This is a genomic window from Acidimicrobiales bacterium, assembly GCA_036270875.1.
Classification (GTDB): Bacteria; Actinomycetota; Acidimicrobiia; order Acidimicrobiales; family AC-9; genus AC-9.
Genome location: DATBBR010000089.1, coordinates 15,896 through 39,393, shown reverse-complemented (window position 1 = coordinate 39,393; position 23,498 = coordinate 15,896). Strand labels below are relative to the sequence as shown.

Sequence of the window (23,498 nt, the reverse complement as noted above, 5' to 3'; positions counted from 1 at the left end):
CTCGGCGACTCCCGGGTCACCCAGACGATCTCGCTGTCGGCCGGCTCGGGCCGACTGGACTTCGCCACCACGGTGGACTGGCAGGAGTCACGCCGCCTCCTCAAGGTGGCTTTTCCCGTCGACGTCCGGTCTCAGCGGGCCACCTACGAGATCCAGTACGGCCACGTCGAGCGACCGACCCACGCCAACACGAGCTGGGACCTGGCCCGCTTCGAGGTGTGCGCGCAGCGCTGGGCCGACCTGTCGGAGCCGGGCTACGGCGTGGCCCTCCTCAACGACTGCAAGTACGGCTACGACATACAGGGCAACGTCATGCGCCTCTCGCTCCTGCGCGCACCGGGGTGGCCCGACCCGCAGGCCGATCGCGGCGAGCACCGGTTCACGTACGCGCTACTGCCGCATTCGGGCGACCTCCGTGACGGTGGCGTGGTGGACGCGGGCTACGAGCTCAACGTCCCTCTGCGGCCTGTGCCCACGGCGCCCAGCGGCGGGCAGCGGGCCCGACGGGAGTCGTTGCTCCGGGTCGACCAACCGGGCGTCGTGGTCGATGCCGTCAAGAAAGCGGAGGACACCGACGACATGGTCGTGCGGCTCTACGAGGCGTGGGGCCAGCGGGGCCCGGTCCGGCTGACGTGCGCCGCCCCCGTGGCCGAGGCTCGGCGCGCGGATCTGCTCGAGCGGCCACAAGAGATTGTGGACCTTGACGACGACGGCTCGATCCCGCTGCGACTGCGGCCCTTCGAGGTCGTCACGCTCCTGCTCGAGCTCGCCTGACTTCTCGGCCGCCGGATGACGCGTTGGTCAGGCCTCCGCTGCGCGCAGGCGGTGCTTGGCTATCTTGCCGTTGGGATCGCGCGGCAGCTCGTCGACGAAGGCCACCTGACGGGGCCGCTTGTAGTCAGCGAGCCGCTCCCGGCACCAGGCCACGACCTCGTCGGTGTCGAGGCTGGCGCCGGCGCGGGGCTGGACCACGGCCTTGAGGGCCTCCCCCCAGCGCTCGTCGGGCACGCCGTAGACCGCGCAGTCCGCCACGTCGGGGTGCAGGTAGAGCACGTCTTCGATCTCGCGGGGGTAGACGTTCACGCCGCCCGTTATCACCATGTCAGCCCGGCGGTCCGTGAGGAACAGGTAGCCGTCCTTGTCCAGATAGCCCATGTCGCCCACGGTGAAGCGCTCGCCCTTGAACGCGCCCGACGTCTTCTCGTCATCACGGTGGTACCGGAAGGGCGCCGACTCCGGTCGCACGTACACCAGCCCCACCTCTCCGGGAGCGAGGACCCGGCCCTCGTCGTCGAGGATCACGATCTCGTTGCCGCCGATGGCCCGCCCCACGCTGCCCGGGTGCTCCAGCCACTCCTGCGGCGAGATGGCGGTGCCGCCTCCCTCGGTGGCGCCGAAGTACTCGAAGACCTTCTCCGGCCCCACCAGCTCCATGAACGCCCGCTTGACAGGGACCGGGCACGGGGCGGCGGCGTGCAGCACCACGTGCAGCGACGACAGGTCGTAGGACGCCCGGACCTTCGGTTCCAGGTCCAGGATGCGGATGAAGTTGGAGGGGACCATGTGCGTGTTGGTCACCCGGTGATCCTGGATGAGGGCCAGGCAGGACTCGGCGTCCCAGCGGGGCATGATGACCACGGTCGCCCCGAGGGCGAGGTGCGCCTGGGCAAAGGCGGCCGGCCCGGAGTGGTAGGAGGGCCCGACGAGCAGATGGACGTCGTCCGGGCCGAAGCCCCACCGGGCACCCATCCCCGCCATCCCCGCCGCCGTTCGGCGCAGGTCGTCGCCGCCGGGCACGACGCCCTTGGGGCGTCCCGTCGTACCCGACGTGTACACCATGGTCGTAGGCCAGCCGTCGCCATCGCCCTCGCCCGGCCCGGCGGGGCCCGGCCCGGGAGGCCGGCCCGAAGAGTCAGCCAGGGCCTCCTCGTAGCCGTCGCCCACCACCAGTCGGGGGATGCCCGGCACGTCGGCCAGGCTCGCGGCCAGCTCGGGGTCGACCACCACGGCCCGGCAGTCCGAATCGGTCAGCACCCATCCGGTCTCGGCCGCCTTGAAATGGATGTTCACCGGGACGGCCACGGCCCCGAGTCGCCCGGCGCCGTGAACGACCTCGAACCACTCGAAGGAGTTCGGCAGCATCACGCCGACCCGGTCGCCTCGCGCCACACCGAGGCGCGAGAGGGCGTCGGCGGTCCGGTGGGCCCGGTCGTCCAGGTCGGCGTAGGTGCGCATCTCGGGTCCCAGCACGAGGGCGGGATGGCCCGGGCGCACGGCGGCGGCGGCAGGGATGCCGTACTGGGGATCAGCAGGCATCGTCAGTGTGCGAAGGCGTCCTGTTGCCCATGATGCTGACAACGATGTCATACTTGCGCCCAGTGGGACCAGGCACGGGGGGTATCGGTGCTCGTCACGACGGCCCAGGCTCGACGGCCGGGCCGATCCCGCGGGTTCGGGCGGGTCGACTGGGGCGATCGGACTGGACGCGACAACGCGCGCGCGACCTTCGTAACCTGACCGCAGTGCAGTTGACCGCAGCCCCCCACCGGAGGTCGCCATGCCCCGTCTGGCCACCAGGGCCTTCCGCCTCGTCGCCCTTCCTGCCGTCCTCAGCCTGATACTGGTTGCCTGCGGCAACGCCTCGGGCGGAGGCGGCGGCGGCAGTCAGACGCAGGGGGTGACGTCCAACGAGATCGACATCGGCGGCATCGCCGCCAAGACCGGGCCCCTGGCCAACCAGTACGGACCGATCTTCCAGGGCGTGCAGGCCTACCTCGACCAGGTCAACGCGTCCGGCGGGGTGAACGGGCGCAAGATCAAGTACGTCGCCCAGCTCGACGACCAGACCCTGCCCTCGCTCGACGTCTCACAGGCCCGGGCGCTGGTCACCCAGGACAACGTGTTCGCCGTCGTGGGCGTGGCCACGCCACAGTTCCCGGGCGGCAAGTACCTGGCGCAGAACAACGTCCCCACCTTCGGCTGGAACGTCAACCCCGAGTGGTCCGCGGGCCCCAGCCTGTTCGGCGACAAGGGCTCCTTCCTCAACTTCACCCACCAGGGGCCCCTGGTCGCATACCTGGCCAACCGGGTCGGCGCCCAGAAGGTCGGCGTTATCGCCTACACCGTCTCCCAATCGGCCGACTGCGCCACCGGCACGATCAACACCTTCCAGAAGTTCGCCCCCCAGACCGGTCAGCAGGTGGTGCTCAAGGACACCAGCCTCCCGTTCGGCTTCACCGACATCAGCGGCGACATCACCCAGCTCAAGAACAGCGGGGCCCAGTTCGTCGGCACCTGCATGGACCCGACCGGCAACACCGTGCTCAGCAAGGGCCTCCAGGAGGCTGGCCTCTACAACCAGGTCAAGCAGTACTGGCCCAACGGCTACGACCAGAGCGTGCTCAACCAGTTCGCACCGCTCATGGAGGGCGTCTACTTCCAGACCGGCTTCGTCCCCTACGCCCACGGGTTCACCCAGGGGATGGACAACTACCTCGACGCCATGGCGAAGGCTGGTGCGCCGGTCAGCGACGTCACCCTGGCCGGCTGGATCAACGCCGACCTGTTCGTCACCGCGCTGCGCCAGGTGGGCCCCAACGTGACCCGCCAGAACGTCGTCAACACGATCAACAAGATGACCCACTACACGGCGGGCGGCATCTCACCGGGGATCGACTGGACGGTGCAGCACACCAGCAGCGGGCCAATCGACTGCAACGCCTTCCTCCAGGTCCAGCAGGGCCACTTCACCTCTGTGTTCGGGAGCGGCAAGAACCCCTTCGTCTGCTTCCAGGCGCCCAACGCCACCACCATGAACCCGGTCCCGTTCCCGAACGATCCGACCACGTTCTTCAACTCGACCCAACCGACGCCCAAGACCAGCTGACCCGGCTTGACGCACTTCCTGTCCTTCGCCATACCGGGCATCCCGTTCGGCTTCGTCTACGCGCTCGTGGCGGTGGGGTTGGTCCTCACCTACAAGACCTCGGGCGTGTTCAACCTGGCCTTCGCGGCCCAGGCCTACGTGTCGGCGGCGATCTTCTACGCTGCGGTGTCCCAGCACCACTGGTCCAAGTGGGCGGGCTTCGTGCTCGCAGTGGTCGTGGCCGGACCGGCGCTGGGGTACCTGCTGGACCGCTTCTTGTTCCGGCACATGCGCACCGCCCCCACCGTGGTGAAGCTCATCTCCGGGCTCGGCCTGCTGATCGGCGTGCCCTCGATCGTGCAGTTCTTCTGGCCCGGCCAGCACCAGAACCCGCCCAGCCTCTCCCCGAAGCCGAACGCCGTCTACCACTTCGGTAGCTACCACATCGACGGCAACCAGCTGGTCGTCATCGTCGCCGTGCTCGTGGTGATGGCGGCCCTGGGCCTGCTGTTCAAGTTCACCGCCCTGGGCCTCAAGATGCGAGCGGTCGTCGAGAGCCCCCGCATGGTGGAGCTGGCGGGCATCAATTCGAGCAGGATCAGCTCCTTCGCCTGGATGCTCTCCAGCTTCCTCGCCGCCCTGGCCGGCGTCCTGCTGGCCCCGTACTACGCCAACGTCGACCCGCTCAACTTCATCTCCCTGCTGGTCGCAGCCATCGCCGCGGCGGTGTTCGCGGGGTTGGCCAGCCTGCCTCTCGCCCTGGCGGGCGGCCTCCTGCTGGGGATCTTCCAGCAGGTACTGACGGGGTACCTGCCGCTGAACAGCATCCTCGCCACCGGGCTGCGGCCCTCGTTCCCATTTGTGGTGCTCGTCCTCCTCCTGCTGTTCTGGCCGCCGGTACGGCGACGCCGTGAGGCCGCCGACCCCCTGGCGGGCTGTGACCCGCCTCCGCCGGCCCTGGCCGCCTCCTTGCGAGGCGCGACCCTCGACCGGCTGACCAAGATCATCTTCCCGGTCTTCATCGTCGTCTACATGGTGGTCTCGCTGTTCCTCGTCCCAACCCACTGGCTGTTCCTGCTCACCCAGGGCATCGTCTACGCCACCATCTTCCTGTCCATCACCGCCCTCACCGGCATGAGCGGGCAGATATCCCTGTGCCAGGCCAGCTTCGCCGGCATTGGCGCGTTCACCGCCGGCCAGCTGGCCACCCAGTTCAACATCAACTTCATCGTCGGCATGATCATCGGAGGAGTAGTGGCGGGCGCGGCGGGCGCACTGGTGGCCATCCCCACGTTGCGTCTCAGGGGCCTCTACCTGGCCCTGGCCACCTTGGCCTTCGCGCTCCTGGCCAGCAACGTCCTCTTCCCCCAGAGCTGGTTGGGCAACGGCGACACCGGGGTGAGCGTGCCCAGGCCCGGCGGCTTCAGCGGCAACCGGGCCTTCTTCCTGCTGGCCATGGCGGTGTTCGCCATCTGCGCGGTGATCGTGATCCTGGTGCGAAAGGGCACCATCGGCCGGTACCTCGCCGCCCTCCGGGGCAGCGAGGTGGCAGCCGAGACGATCGGGATCAACCCGGTGCGGGCCAAGATCACCATCTTCGCCCTGTCGGCGGGCATCGCCGGCGTGGGCGGCGCGATGTTCGGATCCCTCCAGGGCACGACCTCGGCGGGCGACTACAACGCCTTCTTCTCGCTCCTGTTCGTCGTGCTCGTGCTCACGACCGGCGTCCGGACGGTGGAAGGAGCGGTCAACGCCGGCATCGCCTTCGTCGTCGTGCCCGAGCTCTTGGGCAACCTCGGGAGCCGGTTCACGGTGCTGGCCTTCTTCCTGTTCGGGATCGGCGCCCTCACCTACGCCCGGCACCCGGAGGGCGCCGTCGAGTACAACAAGCGCCGGTCCCTGTTGCGCATCTCCGCGTGGCTGGACCGCCGGGCGGGTCGGGAGCCCACCACGGCTTCCTTTGACCGGCGCACGCTGGCCGCACCCGACGTCCCCACCCGGGAGCTCGGGGACGACGGCAAAGTGGAGCCCGACGTTGCCGGCTCCCGACCGCGGGGCGGATCCTGAGATGGCCCTGCTCGAGGCGACCGGCATCTCCAAACGCTTCGGTGGCGTCGTCGCGCTGTACGAGCTGTCGCTCGGAGTCGAGACTGGTGAGGCGGTCGGCCTGGTCGGGCCGAACGGGGCGGGCAAGACGACCCTGTTCAACTGCCTGCTCGGCATCCTCCGCCCCGACACCGGCACGGTCACCTTCGACGGCCACGGCCTCAGCCGCATGCCCATCTACCGGCGGGCGCGGCTCGGCATCGGCCGCACCTTCCAGCGCATCGAGCTGTTCACCGAGATGTCGGCGCGCGACCACCTGCTCGTGGCCGAGCGCGCCCGGCGGGGTGGCGGGGCCCTCTGGAAGGACCTCCTCAACCAGGGCGCCCCGACCACCGACGAGCGCGTCCGGGCCGACGCCGTCCTCAGCCTCCTGGGGATCGAGGACGTGGCCGACCTCCCCGTGGAGGCGCTGAGCCTCGGTCACGGGCGGCTGGTCGAGCTGGGCCGGGCGCTGGTCACCGAACCCCGGCTACTGCTCCTCGACGAGCCGTCCTCGGGGCTCGACCGCATGGAGTCGCTGGCTCTGGCGCGAGTCCTCGGCCGGCTGTCACAGGAGCGGGACACGGCCATCCTCCTCGTCGAGCATGACCTCGAGATGGTCCAGCGCGTCGCCAGCCGCCTGTGCGTGCTCGACCTGGGTCAGCTGATCGCCGACGGGCCCACCGCCGCCGTCATGGGCGATGCGAAGGTGCGGCGTGCCTACCTGGGGGAGGCGGTGTGACCAGCCTCGGCAACGGATCGGGCGCAGCCGGCGGTGCGCTGCTCGAGCTCGACCGGGTGTCTTCGGCGTACGGGCCCTTCCGGGCCATCTTCGACGTGTCCTTCTCGTTGCCTGAAGGCTCGGCCACGGCGCTGCTCGGGCCCAACGGATCCGGCAAGTCGACCATCGCCCGGATCTGCACCGGCCTCGTCCCGGTCACGTCAGGCCATCTCCGCTACGCCAGCCAGGACGTGACGGGACTTCCGGCCTGGCGGCTGGCCCGCATGGGCATCGCCCACGCGCCCGAGGGTCGTTCGGTGTTCGCGTCACTCACGGTCGAGGAGAACCTGGTCCTGACGTTCCGCCAGGCCCTCGGCCGCAAGCACATGCGCCAGGCGCTGGATCGCGCCTATGGTGCCTTCCCCCGCCTGGGCGAGCGCCGCGACCAGAGCGCGGGCACCCTCTCGGGGGGCGAGCAGCGCATCCTGTCGCTGGCCAAGGTGCTGGCCAACCCGCCTCGGCTTCTCGTGGTCGACGAGCTGTCGCTCGGGCTGGCTCCGATCGTGCTCGACGATGTCTTCCGCATCCTGGGTGACATCCATCGGGCCGGCACCACACTGCTCATCGTCGAACAGCACGTGGGGCGAGCGCTCCAGATCTCCGATCGCGCCGTGCTCCTCAACCAGGGCCAAGTCATGCACGCCGGGCCGGTCAGCGAGCTCGGTGATGTGATCGAGCACCTGCTGCCGGGCACCCCGGCCCGCTGACCTCCGGGTCGGGCCGACTACCCGGTTATGCCGGGCACTGTCCGCCGACGAGGGAGATCAGGGCGCAGAAGGTGTTCTGCGAGACCAGCCACTTCCCGTTCTGGAACACCGCATAGCCGGTCTGCCCGGCCAGGAGTGGGGCGCCGGTCGACCTGTTCACCAGGTCGTAGCTGACCTTGGCGCAGGGCGACGTCAGGGCGGCCTGCTGGCACTGGCTGGCCGGCAGCACGGAGACGTTCGTGACCTTGGCGGCCGTGACGGCCGCGGACGGGTTGGCGTAGTTCTTGAAGAACTGGTCTCTGAGCTTGCTGTTGTTCTGCAGCAGCAGGAGCTTCGAGTTGTTGTCGGGGTTGCCGCCGTTGAAGAAGGCTGTCCAGTTGGTGGTGATCACCGCCGTCGCCTGCGCTGGGCTCTGCGTCGTCGTGGTGGAGCTGCTGGAGCTGCTTCCCCCGCCACAGGCGGCCACGACCACAGCCATCCCCGCCACCGCCACGCCTACTGACAGGGGCCTCAACGTGCGCATATCGTCCCTCCCGGCCGATTAGTCGAATCAGCCTACACCTGACGCCAGTGTCAGCGAGGGACGGCACACGGAGCTACCATCCGCTCCGGTGGCGCACCTCCTGCCCGATCCCGAGCCCCGCCCCCGCCGCTACACGATCGTCTCGGTCGACGACCACCTGATCGAGCCGCCCGACCTGTTCGAAGGGCGCATGCCCGAGGCGCTGTCAGAGGACGCACCCCGGGTGGTCGAGACCGACGAGGGCGCCGAGATGTGGCTCTACGAGGGCAGCCACTATCCCAACGTCGGGCTCAACGCCGTCGTGGGACGGCCCCAGGACGAGTGGAGCATGGAGCCCGCCCGCTTCGACGAGATGCGCCGAGGATGCTGGGACATCCACGAGCGCATCCGGGACATGGACATCGGCGGCATCGAGGCCTCGCTCAACTTCCCCTCGCTGCTCGCCGGGTTCGCCGGGACGGTGTTCTCCCGCAGCAAGGACCAGGAGCTGGGCCTGGCCTGCGTCCGGGCCTGGAACGACTGGCACCGCGAGGTGTGGGCGGGGACCTATCCCGCGCGCATCATCCCGCTACAGATCCCGTGGTTGTCGGATCCAGCGGTGGCCGCAGAGGAGATCCGCGCCAACGCCGAGCGCGGTTTCAAGGCGGTCAGCTTCGCCGAGAACCCCGCCAACATCGGTCTCCCCTCCATGCACACCGACCACTGGGATCCGTTCCTCCGGGCCTGTGAGGAGACCGATACCGTCGTGTGCCTGCACACGGGATCGTCGGCGTGGACCGCGGCCACCTCACCGGGCGCCCCGCTCGAGCTGCTCACGACGCTGTTTCCGGCCAACGCCCTGGCGAGCGCGGCAGACTGGGTGTGGGCCCGGATCCCGCTGCGGTTCCCGGGGATCAAGATAGCCATGGCCGAGGGGGGCATCGGCTGGGTGCCGATGCTGCTGGACCGCCTCGACTACGTGGTCCACCACTCGGCTCAGCAGGGCGGGGTGTGGGACGGGCCGCTGCTGCCCTCCGAGGCGCTCCAGCGCAACTTCTGGTTCTGCACCATCGACGACCCATCGACGATGGAGCTGCGGGCGCGCATCGGGATCGATCACATCATGCTCGAGAGCGACTATCCGCACGCCGACTCCACCTGGCCCGACACCCAGGTCGTGGCCGAGCGGCGAATCGGGAGTCTGCCCGACGCCGAGGTGCGCAAGCTCACCTACGAGAACGCGTCCCGCCTGTTCCGTCACCCAGTGGTGGCTGCAGGCGCGAGCGACTAGCCGGGACCTCGGTCAGGACCCGTCGTCGCTGGCGGGATAGCCGATCCAGCCGAAGTCGCCGCAGGTGCTGAGCGGCGCCCGCGTGACGAAGCCATTGGCCGAGTCCTGCCACTGGGCGATGATGTAGCACTGCTGGTGCGGCTTGCTGAAGTCGTAGGTGTGGTAGTCCAAGGGCGCCCACAGCCCATGGTTGCTGTAGTTGTTGAGGCCGTTCATCCAGGCCTCGAAGCCGGCCCTGGTCGGCGCCCCACCCATTGCGGTGAGCGCATCGCCGAACATCTGCCCGGTCCCGTAGCCGTCGACGCTCCACTCGTGCAGCGGGCAGCCCTTGCAGTAGGCGTCGAAGTCGTGACGGAACTGGGCCACGGCCGGGTTGGCCGTGTCGTTGTACGAGTCCTCGGTGCCGGTGACGAAGACCGAGTTGCGGCACGGGGCGCTCCAGGTGCCGACCAGCTGGCCCCATGCCTCGATCGTGGAGACCTTGGCCTTGGGGTGGAACTGGTTGCGGTCGAAGGCCTGGCACAGCTTGGCGTTGGCGTTGGTGTCGAGCGCGTCCCAGACACCGTCCACGCCCTTGGACTTCATGTTCACGGCGTCGGTGTCGAACGTGGGCGCTGCGGGGTTGGCCCCCGAGTTGGAGCCCCCGCAGTCGTAGGTGTTGTTGATGCCCGAGCCCTGGGCCTGCTTCTCCTCGGCGATGCCCTGCTGCTGGGACACGGCGATGCTGTAGAAGCAGAAGCCGCCGTTGCTGACCCCCATGTTCTGGTGGAACCACTGGAACTGCCACGGCTGCTGCTCCAGCGTCCCGTTGTTGCCCACCTGCTTGCCATTGCGCGGATACCCGCCGCCCCCGAGATAGGAGAACATGTTGGGGTACTTGTAGTACCCGTTGTTGAGCGGGAAGCCGAGGTCGGGGACGTTGTGGCTGAACTCGTAGGTGGCCGACCGGGCGCTGGCATCGCTGTTGTTGGCGATGAAGGCGAAGACGTGGTTCTGCTCGACGAGCTTGGTGGCGCAGGCCAGGTTCTGCGAGCCGTCCTCGGCGTCGTCACACGTAACCAGGTTGATCTTGCGCCCGTTGATGCCGCCCTTGGCGTTGACGGACTGGACCCAGGTCTTCAGACCGTTCTGGGTCACGCCGAAGGCCTGCGGGCCGAAGGACCCGCCTGTCGCGGTGATGTTGCCGATCGTGATGCTGTTGGGCGTCACCCCGACGTCGCTGGCCGTGTTCCCCGGTGCACCCGCGCCCCCACCGCCACCGCCGCCGCCGGCGCTCCCACCGCCGGTGCCTGCGGCTCCCGCCGAGCCTCCGCCGCCTGCTCCTGCCGTGACCCCCTGGGCTCCGGCAGTAGCGCCCGAGCCGTTGGCGCCGCCGGCACTGCCCTGATCGCCCGCCGAGAGGTCGCCTGAGCTGGCCGAGCCCCGCTGGGCCTGAAGGAACGCCGCGTTGCCCAATCGCGTGCCGCACGCAGAGAGCGTCAGCGCCCCGATTGTCACCCCGATCACCGCGAGTCTCGAACGACGCATCCCCCAACTCCCGTCCAACGGTGAAACGGACAAAGTGTACTAACCTGACATCAACGTCGGAAAACTTTACAGGTGGACATAGCAGGCAAGGATTCGCTGTCGGGGTCGTCGAATCCTGGCCCGTGGGGGCCTTGGTACAACCCTCGCCGGGGAGAGCAAGCCGTGAGCGAGACCAGAGCGCTGAGGTGGGTACGTCGTTCCTGCCTCGGGGGGGCGGCGCTGTTCGGCATGGTCGCGTTGCTCGGCCCCACCGTGGCGGGCGCTGACAGCGCCTCGGGCGGTGCCCGCCCGGGCGTGTTCTCCGGGGTGGCCGCGGCGACGGCCATCCACCAGGAGACAAACGGCAAGGCTGGGATCGGCCCCACGTCAGAGCCCATCTACAGCAGCTTCCCCGACGGTCTGAGCCAGTTCTCCGACAGCACGCTGCTCGCCCGCGGGTCCACCTACTGGCCTGGCGCCACCGTCAACGGGCTCGGCGGCCTCCTGTGCACGGCCGGGGCCACCCCCGGCTGCGGGTTCCCGCCGTTCCCCCTCTCGGCCCAGACCAGCGGGTCGCCCCCTGACGCCCACACCGCCTCCTCTCAGAACCTCGGGGGCGGCGGAGCGCCGGCAAGTCTCGCCGCCCTCGGCGCAGCCGCCCACGCCGACCCCGACGGCGTCTCGACCGACGCCGTCGACGGTGGCTACACCCTCGGGACCGGAGGTGGCGGGGCTTCCTCGGCCCAGGCCGGCCAGGCGCTTGCCGCCGCCAGTCTGGGCTTCCGCCGTCAGGTGGCGGCCATCACGCACGGTCCTCAGGCTGCCGGCTCGGTCCAGCCCACGGCGACGGACGGGACCGTCGCCCAGGTGGGCTCTTCGGAGTCCCACACCAAGCAGTCCTTCGCACCGAAGGATCCGTCGACCATGGTCGTCCACGCCGAGACACGTCTGGCGGGGGTCGACCTGCTCGGAGGGATGATCCACGTCGACTCGATCCTCGCCACCTCCGACTACCAGGCCAACGACCACGGCACCGACAAGCACGTCGACCACGTGACCGTGCACGGTGTCACCGCAGGCGGTCAGCCCGCCTCGATCGACCAGAACGGCGTCACAGTCGGAGGCAGCACCCAGGGCGGCCCCATCCTCGACTCCATCAACAGCGCCCTCCAGTCCGCGCTCCAGGCGTCGGGATCACAGGTTCACCTCGTGGGCGACACGACCAACCCGCCTCAGCCCATCGGTGGCACCGGATGCGGCAAGGCGGAGGCGGACGGTCTGCTCCTTCACCTCCAGGCCGACGCCTCGCAGGTGCCCATGGGTGACCTGTTCTTCACCGACCTCACCCTCGCCAGCGCGTGCACGGCGGCGACGACCAGCGCCCAGCTGGCATCCGACCTCGGCGGCGCCGGCACCGGCGGGACCGACGTCGGAGGCGCCAGCGGCGCGACACAGGGAGCACTGGCATCCCCGGACCAGGGCGCGGCCCTCTCGAGCACCTCCGCGCTCCCGGGGACGCCCGGCAGCCCGGCGACTCCCGGCTCGCTGGCCACCTCCTCGCCCGGCCGACGCGGTGCGCACGCCACGCCCGGCGGCTCCGGGTTCATCGGCGAGATCATCGACCAGGCCCTCGTCACCCATCGCCTCGACGCCGTCTACCTGGCCTTCACGCTGGCGTTCGCGGGTCTCTTCCTCGGCTCGCGTCTGCTGATACCCGCCCGGCTGCCCCGCGGCCGCTGATGTCATTGGTCAGGAGCATCCATGGCCGCTGAGCGCACCCAGACCATCGCTTCTCCCGTCGCTCGAGGCGAAGCCGACCAACCTCGCCCTGTCCCCGACGGGAGCCGTCGACCGGCGCTGCCCGAGGACCTGGTGGACCCGGCGCAGTTCTGGAAATGGGCGGCCCGGTCGCTGGGCAAGACGAGCCGCCCCGTGGTCGGATGGGTGCTCACCGGTATCGGGCTGCTGGCCATCTTCCTGGGTTGGTTCGGCATCTCGGGTCAGGCGCTGGTCGCCAAGCAGCTCCCGTTCCTGATCTCGGGCGGGATCGGTGGCATCGCCCTCGTCGCCATCGGCGCCGTCATCCTCGGCACCGAGGACCTGCGCAACGATTCCGGTCGCCTCGACCGCCTGGAGAAGCAGATCGCCCAGCTGCATGCGGTCCTCCTGGCCCGCGCCGATGCGCCCGACGTGAGCCTGGGCGAGCGAGAGTCGCCTCGTCACCCCAACGGCAAGCACGAGCGCGATCTCTACGGTCCCGACGACGCGGACGAGCTGATCGCCCTGCCCGGAGGCACCACGTTCCACCGGCTCGGATGCTCCATGGTCGAGGGCAAGGCCGAGGTCGAGGCGATCACCGTGGACGACGCGCGCGGCGAGGGCCTCAAGCCGTGCCGGCTGTGCGATCCGGTTCCCTCCGACCGGTGAGGACCAGCAGGTGATCCTGGCGGCCGCCAGCCAGGGTTCGGGAGGCATCACCTTCTGGCTCCAAGTCGTCATCGCCGGTATCGCCACCGGCTGCATCTACTCCCTCGCGGGCATGGGGGTGGTACTGACCTACAAGGCCACCGGCGTGTTCAACTTCGCCCACGGCGCCGTGGCCATGATCGTCGCCTACTCCCTCTGGCAGCTGGCGAGCGGATGGCACGTACCGCTGGTCCCGGCCGCGATCATCGCCCTCGTAGTCGTCGGGCCGGGCATCGGTCTGCTCCTCGAGCGCGTGGTGTTCCGGCCCCTGGAGCGGCGCGGCGCGGGACAGACCGAGAAGCTGGTCGCCACCCTTGGCATCTTCCTGGGCCTGCTCGGGCTCGCCTACGCCGTCTGGACGGGCACCGTGCGCCAGGCGCCCGCCCTCGTGAGCTCGACGTCCATCAACCTCGGCGGTGGCTTGTACATCGGCACCGACCAGCTGGCGGTGGTGGTCATCGTCGGGGTGATCAGTGTCGCCCTGTGGCTGCTGTTCCGCTTCACCCGGATCGGCATGGAGATCCGGGCGGTCGTCGACCGGCGAGAGCTTGCGGAGCTCTCGAGCATCCCGGCCAACCGGGTGGCCGGCTTCTCCTGGGCCCTGGGCTGCGGGCTGGCGGGCCTGACCGGGGTGCTGCTGGCACCTCAGTTCGGGCTCGACCCGTTCCACCTCACCCTCCTCGTCATCGAGACGTTCTCTATCGCGGTGGTCGCGCGTCTGGTCAGCCTCCCCATGGCGGCCGGCGCGGGCGTCCTGTTGCTCGGGGTCGTCAACAGCCTGCTGACCGAGTTCCACCTCGTGACGCTGCCGGTGATCGGCCTCAAGCTGCCGTCCGGGGTCGCCACCGGGTTCGACCAGCTCAAGCCCAACCTGTCCGTCGTCATCCTGTTCGTGGCCCTGTTGGTGCTGCGCAAGCTCGACGAGGTGGGCGGCGCCTCGGGTGGACCGGGCCTCCTGCTGCAAACGGTCGGGCGCCTCCGACGCCCGGCGGGAGCCGGCGTCAGCACTCCTCGTGCCGCGCTGCTCGTCGTCGCCGCCGCGATCGCAATCGTGGTGCCGCTGACCCTCGACACCATCAGGCTCGGTGACGCCCAGGAGGTGCTGGCCCTGATCGTGGTCTTCACCTCGATCGTCTGCATCACCGGCTTCTGCGGCTATATCACCCTCGGCCAGGCCGCCTTCGCCGGCATCGGCGCCTACGTCGCCGCCCGGGTGGCCAACGCCCTCGGCCTTCCCGTCATCCTGGCCATGCTGGTCGGCGCGCTGGCCGCCCTCGTCCTCGGGCTGGTGGCGGGCTACCCGGCCCTCAAGCGGCGGGGCCTCTTCCTCGGTCTCACCACCCTCGCCATCGGCCTGCTCGCCTACCAGTTCGTGTTCTCCAGCAACGTCTTCGCGGGTGGATCGGGGGGGCTGACGGCGCACCGTGCGAGCGTGCTCGGGCTCTCCTTCGCGGGCGACAGGGCCTTCTACTGGTTCGAGCTGTTCTGGGTGGTCGTGATGCTCGTGCTGGCCCGCAACCTGCGCAGCGGACGACTCGGTCGCATCCTGGCCGCCATGCGGGACTCGGAGACCGCGGCGCGGTCAGTCGGCATCGACTTGCGCAGGTACAAGCTGTTCATATTCGCCGTCAGCGCCTTCATCGCCGGGATCGGTGGCACCCTGCTCGCCCAGCAGACCCAGGTCTTCACGCCCTTCGCCTTCGACCCGTTCACCAGCCTGACGTGGTTCCTCGTCGTGGTGGTGGCGGGGGTGGGCAGCCTCTCGGGCGCGGTGGTCGGAGCGGTGCTGTTCGTCATGCTCAACACCTTTGTGCACCAGGCCGGCTTCTCCGATCTCATCTTCGCCCTCCTGGCCCTGTTCATCGGCTACCTGCCGGGTGGATCCCTGGCCGGCATGGCGATGCAGCTGAGCGCTCGGGTGCGAGAGCCCCGACGGCTGATCGAGGCGTTCGCCCACGCCGCCGCCACTGGCGCCCTGCCTGCGCCGGCGGCCCGGTCGCAGGGTCCGGTGGGCAACGGGCACCGATCGTCAGCCACGCTGGGGCGCACCGCCGTGCTCGCGCCCGGAGCCGGCAACGGGTCGGCGGGCGAAGAGGACCTGGTCCCTTCGCCGTTCGCCGAACGGGTGCTGCAAGGCCGGTCGGAGTGAGCCTTCTCGAGGCGACCGACCTCGTCAAGCGCTTCGGCGGCCTGCTCGCCGTCGATCAGGTGACCCTGGACGTCCCCGAGGCCAGCATCACGTCGTTGATCGGACCGAACGGTGCAGGCAAGACCACGGTGTTCAACTGCCTGACCGGCCTCCTCGAGCCGGACCAGGGGACGGTGCGACTGGCGGGCCGGGACATCACCCGCCTCGAGACCCACGTCCGGGCCCGCCTCGGCCTGGGACGTACGTTCCAGCGCCTCGAGGTCTTCACGGGGATGACCGTGTTCGAGAACCTCCAGGTGGCGGCGGAGACGGCCCGGCCAGGCAGGACATTTCGAGGCGTCTTCCAGCTGCGACATCCGGACGAGCCCGCGGTCGTGGCCCGCGTGCACGACGTCCTCGACCAGGTCGGGCTGGGCGAGGTGCGCGACCTCATGGCCGGCGACCTGCCCACGGGTGCGCTCAGGCTGGTCGAGCTTGGACGGGCTCTGTGCACCGAACCCGCCGTCCTGTTGCTCGACGAGCCTGGCAGCGGCCTCGACTCGACCGAGACCGACCACCTGCAGTCCGTGCTCGGCGACATCGCCGACAGTGGCGTCGGGATCCTGCTCATCGAGCATGACGTCGACCTCGTCATGGCGGTGTCGGAGACGATCTACGTCGTCGACTTCGGCCGGGTCATCGCCGTCGGCGACCCTCAGGAGATCGCCAACAACGATGCCGTTCGAGCGGCGTACCTCGGCGCCGAGGCCGGAGGTCCCGAGGCCGGAGGTCCGGAGGAAGGCGAGCCCGAGGCGGGGGACCCCGGGGAACTCGGCCTCCGCGGCCGGTCCGAACCCAGAGAGGGCGCCGGTGCCGGCCCAGCTCGAGCTTGACCACGTCACCACCGGCTACGGCAAGGTCGAGGTCCTGCACGACGTCAGCCTCGCCGTGCCTCCGGGCGCGGTGGTCGCCCTCCTCGGACCGAATGGCGCCGGCAAGACGACCACCCTGCGAGCGATATCCGGCACCCTCCCCGTGTGGCGGGGGCACGTCCGCCTCGACGGGCGGACCATCAGCGGCCGCTCCGCGTACGAGATCGCCACGAGAGGGCTGACCCTGATCCCCGAAGGGCGGGGGATCTTTCCCGGGCTCGACGTACGCGACAACATCGCCATCGGCGCCAACGCGGCCCGCGGGCTGCGGAGCGGCGAGCGGTCGCGCAATATCGAGAGGGTGCTCGAGCTGTTCCCCCGGTTGCGCGAGCGCATGGACCAGCGGGCCGGGACGCTCTCGGGAGGCGAGCAGCAGATGCTGTCCCTGTCGCGGGCATTCCTCGCCTCCCCTCGGGTTCTCATGATGGACGAGATCTCGATGGGCCTGGCTCCCACCATCGTCGAGCAGCTCTTCGAGAGCGTGGCCACACTCAAGGCCGAGGGCCTCACCATCGTGCTGGTCGAGCAGTACCTGACCTACGCGTTGCGCTTCGCCGACCTGTGCTACGTGATGGCGAAGGGAACCGTCGCCTTCGTGGGTGAGCCCGCGGAGCTCCAGAGAAGCGACGCCCTCACCAGCTCGTATCTCGGCGTGGGTTGAGAGCCGGACTCGGACCATGACGACGCCGTCAGGTACTGACCATCGTGAGCCCGTGGCTGGGGCCGGCGGGGCGTTGAGCGCGACCGACCTCGCCGAGGCCCACGTCGAGGGGACGACGGCCCTCGCCGTCGCCAAGCGGTACGGGTGGTTCCCGATCTTCGCTCTGGCGACGACCCTCGCCATCCAGAACGGCGAGATGTCGTCGCTGTCGCAGGCCATCCCCGGGATCGAGCATGCCTTCCGGGTCTCCGACGTCGCCGTGGGGTTCATCCCGTTCGCCATGGCGGGCGTGGGCATCATCGGAGCCATTCCCATGGGCATCCTGGCCGACCGCCTGCGGCGGACACGCCTGCTCGCCGCCGCCACCGCTCTGTGGACGGCGTGCATGGCCTTCAACGGGGCTGCCACCTCGTACCTGATGGTCTTCCTCGGTCGCCTTGGCGTCGGCGGGCTCGAAGCGACCAGCCCGGCGTCGACCTCGCTCATCGCCGACCACTACCCGGTCCAGGACCGGGGCCGCATGATGGGCTACTACCAGGCGGGCTCGCTGGCCGGCTCTCTCCTCGGCTTCGTCGGCGGGGGTGTCGCCGTCGCCGTCGGTGGGTGGCGGTGGGCCTTCTGGATGTGGGTGCCGGCGGGCTTGCTCGTCTGCTGGTTCATGCTGCGGACTCCCGAGCCCGAACGGGGGCACCAGGACGCCCACTTCCTCGCCGAGGCGGACGGGGCCAGCCCCGCCGCCGCGGTGACGACGAGGCTCGGGGCGCCCACCCGGACGGGCACACTCGACTACGAGCGGGCCAGCCTGGGCCAGGTGGCGCGGGAGTTCCTCCACATCCGCACCATGTGGCTCGGGATCGTCTCGCTCACCGTCTCCGGACTGCTCTTGAACGGCCTCAGCTTCTGGGCCGTGCCCTACTTCCGGAGGGTCCACCACATGGGCCCGGCCCAGGCTGGTCTCGTCACCAGCGTCCTCGGGGTCAGCGCCATCGTGGGCATCCTCGGAGGCGGGACCCTCGCCGACCGCCTCATGCGCCGGGGTGTGGTCTGCGCCCGGGTGTACGTCATCGCCATCGCCTCGCTGGCCGCCACACCTCTCCTTGCTGCGGCGTTCGCCAGCACCGACCTGCCCGTGACGATTCCCCTGTTCGCCTTCGGCGGCGTAGCGGTCACCCTTCCGGTCGCCCCTGCCGAGGCGATGCTCACCGACGTCGTCGTGGCTCGCCTACGAGGGCGGGCAGCCAGCGTCCGATCGGCCCTGCGGTCCGCGTCGACAGTCGGGCCCCTCGTCATCGGCGCGATGTCGACGCTCATCGGGCTGCGGCTGGCCCTGGTCGCCCTCACGCCCATCTACGCCATCGGGGGCCTCTTGATGCTGCTGGCCCTGCGCACCTACCCCCGCGACCTCGCCTTCGTGCTGGCTGAGTCCCGCCGCCGGCCGTCCTGACGGCGCCGGCCCGGGAGAGCGTCGATGACGACCCTGTTTCACCTTGCGTCGAAAACGGTCGCGTCGGCGGCAGCGCACAGGCCACTTTTCGACAAGAGGTGGAACCGCGCCTCGCCCGACGGAGCCTCGGGGCCCGTCCCGGCTTTCTGACAGCGGCGTCATACTCTTGCCAAGATGGCGACCGTGAGCCCCGACCCCCGCCCGCGTGCCCTGGTGACCGCTCCCTTCCGGGGAGAGGGCCTCGACCGGCTCCGCGCCGTCGCCGAGGTGGTGCTGGACCCGTGGATCGACCACGACCCGCTGCGCATCTACTCGGCCGAGCAGCTGGCCGAGCGGGCCGGCCGAGAGGGCGCGTCGATCATCGTGAGCGAGGCCGACCGTTGCGCCGGCCCGGTCTTCGATCTCCCTCTGGCAGCCATCGGCTCGACGCGTGGCGACCCCACCAACGTCGACGTGGCCGGGGCCACCTCGGCGGGTATCCCCGTGCTGCGGGCACCGGGCCGCAACGCCGACGCAGTGGCCGAGCTCGCCGTCGCTCTACTGCTCGCTGCCTGCCGACGGGTGCTCCCCGCCGACCGGGATGTGCGCACCGGCCAGATCTTCAGGGACGGCACGATCCCATACCAGCGCTACCGGTCCTGGGAGCTCAACGGCCGCACCGCCGGGCTCGTCGGTCTGGGCGCGGTCGGCCGGGCCCTTCGGTGGCGCCTCGAGGGCCTGGGTCTGCATGTCCTGGCCTACGACCCGTACGCCGACGACGCCACGAGCTCGCTGGACGAATTGCTCGTCCAATCCGACGTGATCTCGATGCATGCCGCTGTGACCCCGGAGACGACAGGCCTCATCGGCGCCGAGCAGCTGGCCCGGATGAAGGACGGCGTCATCTTCCTCAACACCGCCCGGGCGGCGCTTCACGACACTGATGCCCTCGTGGCGGCTCTGCGCTCGGGGAAGGTCGTGGCCGCGGGCCTGGACCACTTCGAGGGAGAGATGCTGCCCGTCGACCACCCTTTGGTGTCCATGGACAACGTCGTCCTCACGCCGCACATCGGCGGGGCGACCTACGACACCGAGACCAACCACTCCCGCCTGATCGCGGAGGACCTCGCTCGCCTCCTGGCCGGCGAGCCGCCGCTCCACATCGTGAACCCGGAGGTCCTCAAGTGAAGCAACTCGTCCTCGACACGGCCAAGGAGATGTACCGCAAGGGCCTGGTGGAAGGCACGTCCGGCAACGTCTCCGCCCGCATGCCGGACGGCTCGGTCTGCGTCACCCCGTCCTCGGTGCCCTACGAGTCGATGACCCTCGGCGACCTCGTGGTGGTCGACCTCGACGCCAACGTGATCGAGGGCCACCGCACCCCGACGTCGGAGAAGGACCTCCACCTGGCGTGCTACCGGTCCTTCGAGGAGGTCGGCGGCGTGATCCACTCCCACCCTGTGTACGGCTCGATGTTCGCCTGTGCCCGCCAGCCCGTCCCCGCCGCGATCGAGGAGTTCGTCGTCTTCGTGGGCGGCGACGTCCCGGTCTGCGACTACACGCTCACGGGCACCGCCGACCTCGGCAAGGAGGCCGTGCGCAACCTGGAGCAGACGAGCGCCGCCCTGCTGGCCAGCCACGGCATGATCACCATCGGGCCGACGCCCACGGAGGCCCTCCACGTCGCCCTGGTGGTCGAGCGCAGCGCGCAGATCGTGCACGGCGCCCGGCTGCTCGGCGGCGAGCACCCCCTACCGGAGAAGACGAACCAGAACTTCCGCGGCGTCTACGAGTACCTCCGCAAGAACCCGATGCCATGATCTCCCAACTGCCCGCCACCATGCCTGTTGCCGTGTTCGGCCGGCGGTCGGTGAGCGTCGAGGAGCGACCGGTGCCGACCCTCGGGCCGCAGGACGTGCTGGTGGAGGTGGGCCACTGCGGAGTGTGTGGAAGCGACCTGCATTTCGTCATCGACGGGTGGGGCAGCCCAGGATCGATCGGAGGCCACGAGTGGTCCGGCGTCGTCGCCGCCGTCGGCAGCGAGGTGAGCCGCTGGTCGGTCGGAGACCAGGTCGTCGGGGGCGTCAACTCCTGCGGCGCGTGCCGGTACTGCCGGGCAGGCCGACCCACCTTGTGCACGGACCGCGGGCGAGTGGGAAGCGGCGAATGGCAGGGCGCCTTCGCCGGCTACGTGCGGGAGCACGAGCAGGCCCTCACCCCCATCCCTGAGGGCCTGTCACCTCGCGTCGCAGCCCTGGCCGAGCCGCTGGCCGTCGCCCTCCACGGGATAACCCTGAGTGGAGCCCAACCAGGTCAGCGCATCCTGGTCACGGGGGCCGGACCGATCGGAAGCCTCGTCACCGCAGCTCTCCTCGCTCGCGGCGTCACCGACGTGACGGTCAGCGAGCCCGGCGAGCGGCGCCGCCGGCTGGCCGCCGACCTGGGGGCGGCGACGGTCACCCCCGATCAGCTTGTCGCCCCGGACTGGCCCTCGTCGGTCGTCGACCAGCCCTTCGACGCTGTCCTGGAGTGCTCCGGGCGGGCGGATGCCATGGAGGCGGCCCTGGGCCAGCTTGCCGTGGCGGGCACCCTGGTCCTCGTCGGGGCCGGCATCGTGCCGCCCCGGTTCGACCCGAACCGGATCATTCTCAACGAGCTCGTTGTCACCGGCGCCTTCTGCTACGACGCCGACGGGTTCACCGACGCCCTCGAGCTGTTGGCGGGCGGCCGGCTGGCCACCGACCTGCTCATCGAGGACGACGACGTGTCGCTCGCCGGCCTGCTCGCCGCCATGGAGGGCCTGGCCGCGGGCGATATCGCCGGCAAGGTCATGGTGGCCGGTCCGATGGCCCGCCACGACAATCCCTAACTCGAGGGGGAGAGATGGCAGATACCGACACGTCCACCGAGGGGCGGCGCCAGCCTCGCTTCAACCATGTCGCCATGAGCATGCCGGCCGACGCGCTCGACGGCACCGGGCGAAAGGAGATCGTCGAGTTCTATCGGGAGGTCTTCGGCTGGGAGGAGCTCCCCACCCTGACCGAGGATCGGCACCGGCTCGTGCTCCAGGCCTACACCTACGAGCAGTTCGTGTTCCTCATCGCCGACGAGCCGCACATGACCTGTCCGGGACTCGACCACTTCGGCATGTCCGTGGGCACCGGTGAGGAGCTGGACGAGCTCCTGGCTCGGAGCAAGGCCTTCGCCGCTCGCGACGAGCGGGTCGAGATCATCGACCGGAAGATAGAGGACTACGGGATGCTCAAGCTCCACAGCTTCTACGTCCGCTACCTGCTGCCGCTGATGATCGAGGTCCAGCACTTCGAGTGGACGGGGAGCGATGCCCCGGCCGCGGCCGATGCAGGTCCGACCCTGCCCTGACCGCTCACCCGGCCTGCTCACCGTCGCGGGGAGTCGTTTACTCCGTCTCCGGGAGCATCGTCTGCCGCCCCCGGGGTGGGTCTCCGCGTGTCCGGCGATGCTCTACCCTCGGTGACCGTGGGGGCCCCGACCGGATCGCTCTGGCGACGACTGACGAGGCGCGCCTGGCTCGCCCGGGTCAGCGCCGGCGCCGCTGTCGCCCTGAGCCTTCTCGGTCTGAGCAGCCTGGTGGTCCCGTCGCTCGACACCGATGCCGCCCCCGCCGGCGCCGCCGTCAGCAGCGACTCCGGACAGCAGATCCAGGGGTTCGGCGCGTCGGGAGCGTGGTGGCCGAACGACCTCCAGCACTTCAGCGCCGCCGGCCAGGACCACGTCGCCAGTTTGCTGTTCGATCCTTCCGGGTTGGGTCTCAGCCAGTACCGGTACAACATCGGCGGCGGGGGCGTGGGCGTGACGACTCCCGAGAAGACGGCCCCGACATTCTTCGCCGGCCCCGGGAACTACGACTGGTCGGCTGATCCGGGCGGCGTCGGCTTTCTCATGATGGCGGCCCAGCACGGCGTGCGCACCCTCGTCGGATTCGTCAACAGCGCGCCCGTTGCCTGGACCACCAGCGACAAGAGCTGCGGCGGTGCCCTGGTCCCGGCGTCGCAGGCGGCCTTCGCCACCTACCTGAGCACGGTCGTGGCCCACCTCCACGACGTCGATCACGTCACCCTGTCCTACGTCAGCCCCATGAACGAGCCCGACGCCTCGCAGCCCACGTGCCGGCAGGAGGGCATGGTGGTGCCGGTGGGCCAGCGGGCCGGTCTGGTAAAGGCGGTGGCCAGCGCGCTCAACAAGCGGGCGCCCTACGCCCATGTCATCGCCGACGAGTCGAGCCTGGTGGCGTCCCAGCTGTTGCCCGAAGCGCCCCGCTGGCTCTCCGTCCCCGGCGCCGCGTCGTCGGTGGCCGCCATCGCCCACCACACTTACGACTATCCGCCCATGCCCGTTCTGCATCAGGTCGCCCAGCTGGGCGGCCAGTTCCACAAGCCACTGTGGGCCAGCGAGATCTGTTGTCGGAACAACCGGGGATTCGGCTACCAGTTCGATCCGACGATGGCGAGCGGCCTGTGGCTGGCCAACACCATCTGGGCCGACCTCACCCAGGCCCACGACTCGGCGTTCGACTGGTGGACCGCGCTCTCGCCGAGGATCGGGTGCAACCCGGTCGCCGACCCCTCCTGTACCACGAGGGTCAACCCACTGGGCCGCAACGACGGCCTTCTCTATTACGACGCGGCCGCCACCGTCGACCACAACGAGACCATCTATCCGACCAAGCGGTACTGGGCGCTTGGCAACTTCAGCCGCTACGTGCGTCCCGGCGCCGTGCTCCACAACGTCACCGGCGCCCCCCCCGGCACCCGGGCCGCCGCCTTCAGCTCCAAGAGCGGGTGGTCGGTCGTCGTCATCGACGACACTCCCGCGGGCACACCGCCGACCCCCCTCAGCCTGCACATCCCGAACGGCGGGCACACCCTGTCGCCGGTCACCGCCGTGCAGACCAGCGACACCCTCAACCTCGACCCGGTCCCGCTGCCGCGCTATCGGGGCGGGACGATGTCAGCCTCGGTCGCCCCGCACAGCGTCACCACCTATGTGTTGAACAACGTGCCCTCCGGCCGCCGCCAGACCACCGCTGCCCTGCGGCAGCCGGGACGGGGCGCCAACCAGACGAGCGGGCGAGGCACCTTGGTGCAAACCCGGAGGACAGCGCGAGCCTGA

20 protein-coding genes are annotated in these 23,498 nt (G+C 69.9%); 17 read left to right on the top strand and 3 right to left on the bottom strand.

All coding sequences use genetic code 11. The features are described 5' to 3' along the window. On the top strand, positions 1-774 hold a 774-nt coding region (locus VH112_10340), incomplete at its 5' end, for a glycoside hydrolase family 38 C-terminal domain-containing protein (protein ID HEX4540631.1). Positions 775-801: 27 nt separating this feature from the next. Here the strand turns inward: VH112_10340 and VH112_10335 are convergent. After that, on the bottom strand, positions 802-2,316 hold the full coding sequence (locus VH112_10335) for an AMP-binding protein (GenBank protein HEX4540630.1): 1,515 nt from the start codon (positions 2,314-2,316) through the stop codon (positions 802-804). Positions 2,317-2,557: 241 nt separating this feature from the next. Here VH112_10335 and VH112_10330 point away from each other — a divergent pair, with 241 nt between their 5' ends. Genes VH112_10330 through VH112_10315 form a run of 4 tightly spaced genes read left to right on the top strand, consistent with a single transcriptional unit; the run spans position 2,558 to position 7,438 of the window. Continuing rightward, entirely contained in the window at positions 2,558-3,886 is a 1,329-nt protein-coding gene (locus VH112_10330; protein HEX4540629.1) for an ABC transporter substrate-binding protein, read from the top strand. A 6-nt stretch (positions 3,887-3,892) separates the two neighbouring features. Next, the gene (locus tag VH112_10325) at positions 3,893-5,932 is read left to right on the top strand and encodes an ABC transporter permease (protein ID HEX4540628.1); all 2,040 of its coding nucleotides are present in this window, start codon (positions 3,893-3,895) and stop codon (positions 5,930-5,932) included. Between the two features lies 1 nt (position 5,933). Next, positions 5,934-6,692 carry an ABC transporter ATP-binding protein gene (locus VH112_10320; GenBank protein ID HEX4540627.1) on the top strand — a complete coding sequence of 253 codons (759 nt, stop codon included), beginning with the start codon at positions 5,934-5,936 and terminating at the stop codon, positions 6,690-6,692. Further along, positions 6,689-7,438 carry an ABC transporter ATP-binding protein gene (locus tag VH112_10315; GenBank protein HEX4540626.1) on the top strand — a complete coding sequence of 250 codons (750 nt, stop codon included), beginning with the start codon at positions 6,689-6,691 and terminating at the stop codon, positions 7,436-7,438. The genes VH112_10320 and VH112_10315 overlap by 4 nt, the downstream gene beginning before the upstream one ends. Positions 7,439-7,463: 25 nt before the next feature. Here VH112_10315 and VH112_10310 read toward each other — a convergent pair whose 3' ends face one another. Beyond that, a complete protein-coding gene (locus VH112_10310; protein ID HEX4540625.1) occupies positions 7,464-7,961 on the bottom strand; it encodes a hypothetical protein in 498 nt (165 codons plus the stop codon). 88 nt (positions 7,962-8,049) lie between these two features. On the opposite strand from VH112_10310, the gene VH112_10305 reads away from it, so the two are divergent. Beyond that, positions 8,050-9,231 carry an amidohydrolase family protein gene (locus tag VH112_10305; GenBank protein HEX4540624.1) on the top strand — a complete coding sequence of 394 codons (1,182 nt, stop codon included), beginning with the start codon at positions 8,050-8,052 and terminating at the stop codon, positions 9,229-9,231. Positions 9,232-9,243: 12 nt separating this feature from the next. Here VH112_10305 and VH112_10300 read toward each other — a convergent pair whose 3' ends face one another. Continuing rightward, entirely contained in the window at positions 9,244-10,758 is a 1,515-nt protein-coding gene (locus VH112_10300; protein HEX4540623.1) for an ABC transporter substrate-binding protein, read from the bottom strand. A gap of 162 nt (positions 10,759-10,920) precedes the next feature. Between VH112_10300 and VH112_10295 the strand changes: the two genes are divergently transcribed. The 11 genes from VH112_10295 (at position 10,921) to VH112_10245 (ending at position 23,498) form a co-directional block, all read left to right on the top strand. Continuing rightward, positions 10,921-12,477 carry a hypothetical protein gene (locus VH112_10295; GenBank protein ID HEX4540622.1) on the top strand — a complete coding sequence of 519 codons (1,557 nt, stop codon included), beginning with the start codon at positions 10,921-10,923 and terminating at the stop codon, positions 12,475-12,477. 21 nt (positions 12,478-12,498) lie between these two features. After that, positions 12,499-13,164, top strand: coding sequence for a hypothetical protein (locus VH112_10290; GenBank protein HEX4540621.1), 666 nt, complete (start codon positions 12,499-12,501; stop codon positions 13,162-13,164). Positions 13,165-13,174: 10 nt separating this feature from the next. Then, positions 13,175-15,352: an ABC transporter permease gene (locus VH112_10285; GenBank protein HEX4540620.1), complete on the top strand. Its 2,178-nt coding sequence runs from the start codon at positions 13,175-13,177 to the stop codon at positions 15,350-15,352. Further along, positions 15,349-16,224 (top strand): ABC transporter ATP-binding protein, encoded by an 876-nt coding sequence (locus tag VH112_10280; GenBank protein HEX4540619.1) that lies wholly within the window; start codon positions 15,349-15,351, stop codon positions 16,222-16,224. The genes VH112_10285 and VH112_10280 overlap by 4 nt, the downstream gene beginning before the upstream one ends. Next, positions 16,202-16,924: an ABC transporter ATP-binding protein gene (locus tag VH112_10275; GenBank protein HEX4540618.1), complete on the top strand. Its 723-nt coding sequence runs from the start codon at positions 16,202-16,204 to the stop codon at positions 16,922-16,924. The genes VH112_10280 and VH112_10275 overlap by 23 nt, the downstream gene beginning before the upstream one ends. Positions 16,925-16,976: 52 nt before the next feature. Continuing rightward, entirely contained in the window at positions 16,977-18,368 is a 1,392-nt protein-coding gene (locus VH112_10270) for an MFS transporter (GenBank protein HEX4540617.1), read from the top strand. Positions 18,369-18,542: 174 nt separating this feature from the next. Next, positions 18,543-19,535, top strand: a complete 993-nt coding sequence (locus tag VH112_10265; protein ID HEX4540616.1) for an NAD(P)-dependent oxidoreductase — start codon at positions 18,543-18,545, stop codon at positions 19,533-19,535. Further along, positions 19,532-20,167 (top strand): class II aldolase/adducin family protein, encoded by a 636-nt coding sequence (locus tag VH112_10260; protein ID HEX4540615.1) that lies wholly within the window; start codon positions 19,532-19,534, stop codon positions 20,165-20,167. The genes VH112_10265 and VH112_10260 overlap by 4 nt, the downstream gene beginning before the upstream one ends. Beyond that, entirely contained in the window at positions 20,164-21,216 is a 1,053-nt protein-coding gene (locus tag VH112_10255; GenBank protein ID HEX4540614.1) for an alcohol dehydrogenase catalytic domain-containing protein, read from the top strand. The genes VH112_10260 and VH112_10255 overlap by 4 nt, the downstream gene beginning before the upstream one ends. A 14-nt stretch (positions 21,217-21,230) precedes the next feature. Next, positions 21,231-21,728, top strand: coding sequence for a hypothetical protein (locus VH112_10250; protein ID HEX4540613.1), 498 nt, complete (start codon positions 21,231-21,233; stop codon positions 21,726-21,728). 111 nt (positions 21,729-21,839) lie between these two features. Continuing rightward, positions 21,840-23,498: a glycoside hydrolase gene (locus VH112_10245; GenBank protein ID HEX4540612.1), complete on the top strand. Its 1,659-nt coding sequence runs from the start codon at positions 21,840-21,842 to the stop codon at positions 23,496-23,498.

What these genes read in the sequence shown, in the direction of transcription:
- VH112_10290 (HEX4540621.1), top strand. Translation starts at nt 12,499, where the DNA reads ATGGCCGCTGAGCGCACCCAGACCATCGCTTCTCCCGTCGCTCGAGGC.
- VH112_10255 (HEX4540614.1), top strand. Translation starts at nt 20,164, where the DNA reads ATGATCTCCCAACTGCCCGCCACCATGCCTGTTGCCGTGTTCGGCCGG.
- VH112_10335 (HEX4540630.1), bottom strand. Translation starts at nt 2,316, where the DNA reads ATGCCTGCTGATCCCCAGTACGGCATCCCTGCCGCCGCCGCCGTGCGC.
- VH112_10300 (HEX4540623.1), bottom strand. Translation starts at nt 10,758, where the DNA reads ATGCGTCGTTCGAGACTCGCGGTGATCGGGGTGACAATCGGGGCGCTG.
- VH112_10265 (HEX4540616.1), top strand. Translation starts at nt 18,543, where the DNA reads ATGGCGACCGTGAGCCCCGACCCCCGCCCGCGTGCCCTGGTGACCGCT.
- VH112_10310 (HEX4540625.1), bottom strand. Translation starts at nt 7,961, where the DNA reads ATGCGCACGTTGAGGCCCCTGTCAGTAGGCGTGGCGGTGGCGGGGATG.
- VH112_10320 (HEX4540627.1), top strand. Translation starts at nt 5,934, where the DNA reads ATGGCCCTGCTCGAGGCGACCGGCATCTCCAAACGCTTCGGTGGCGTC.
- VH112_10250 (HEX4540613.1), top strand. Translation starts at nt 21,231, where the DNA reads ATGGCAGATACCGACACGTCCACCGAGGGGCGGCGCCAGCCTCGCTTC.
- VH112_10330 (HEX4540629.1), top strand. Translation starts at nt 2,558, where the DNA reads ATGCCCCGTCTGGCCACCAGGGCCTTCCGCCTCGTCGCCCTTCCTGCC.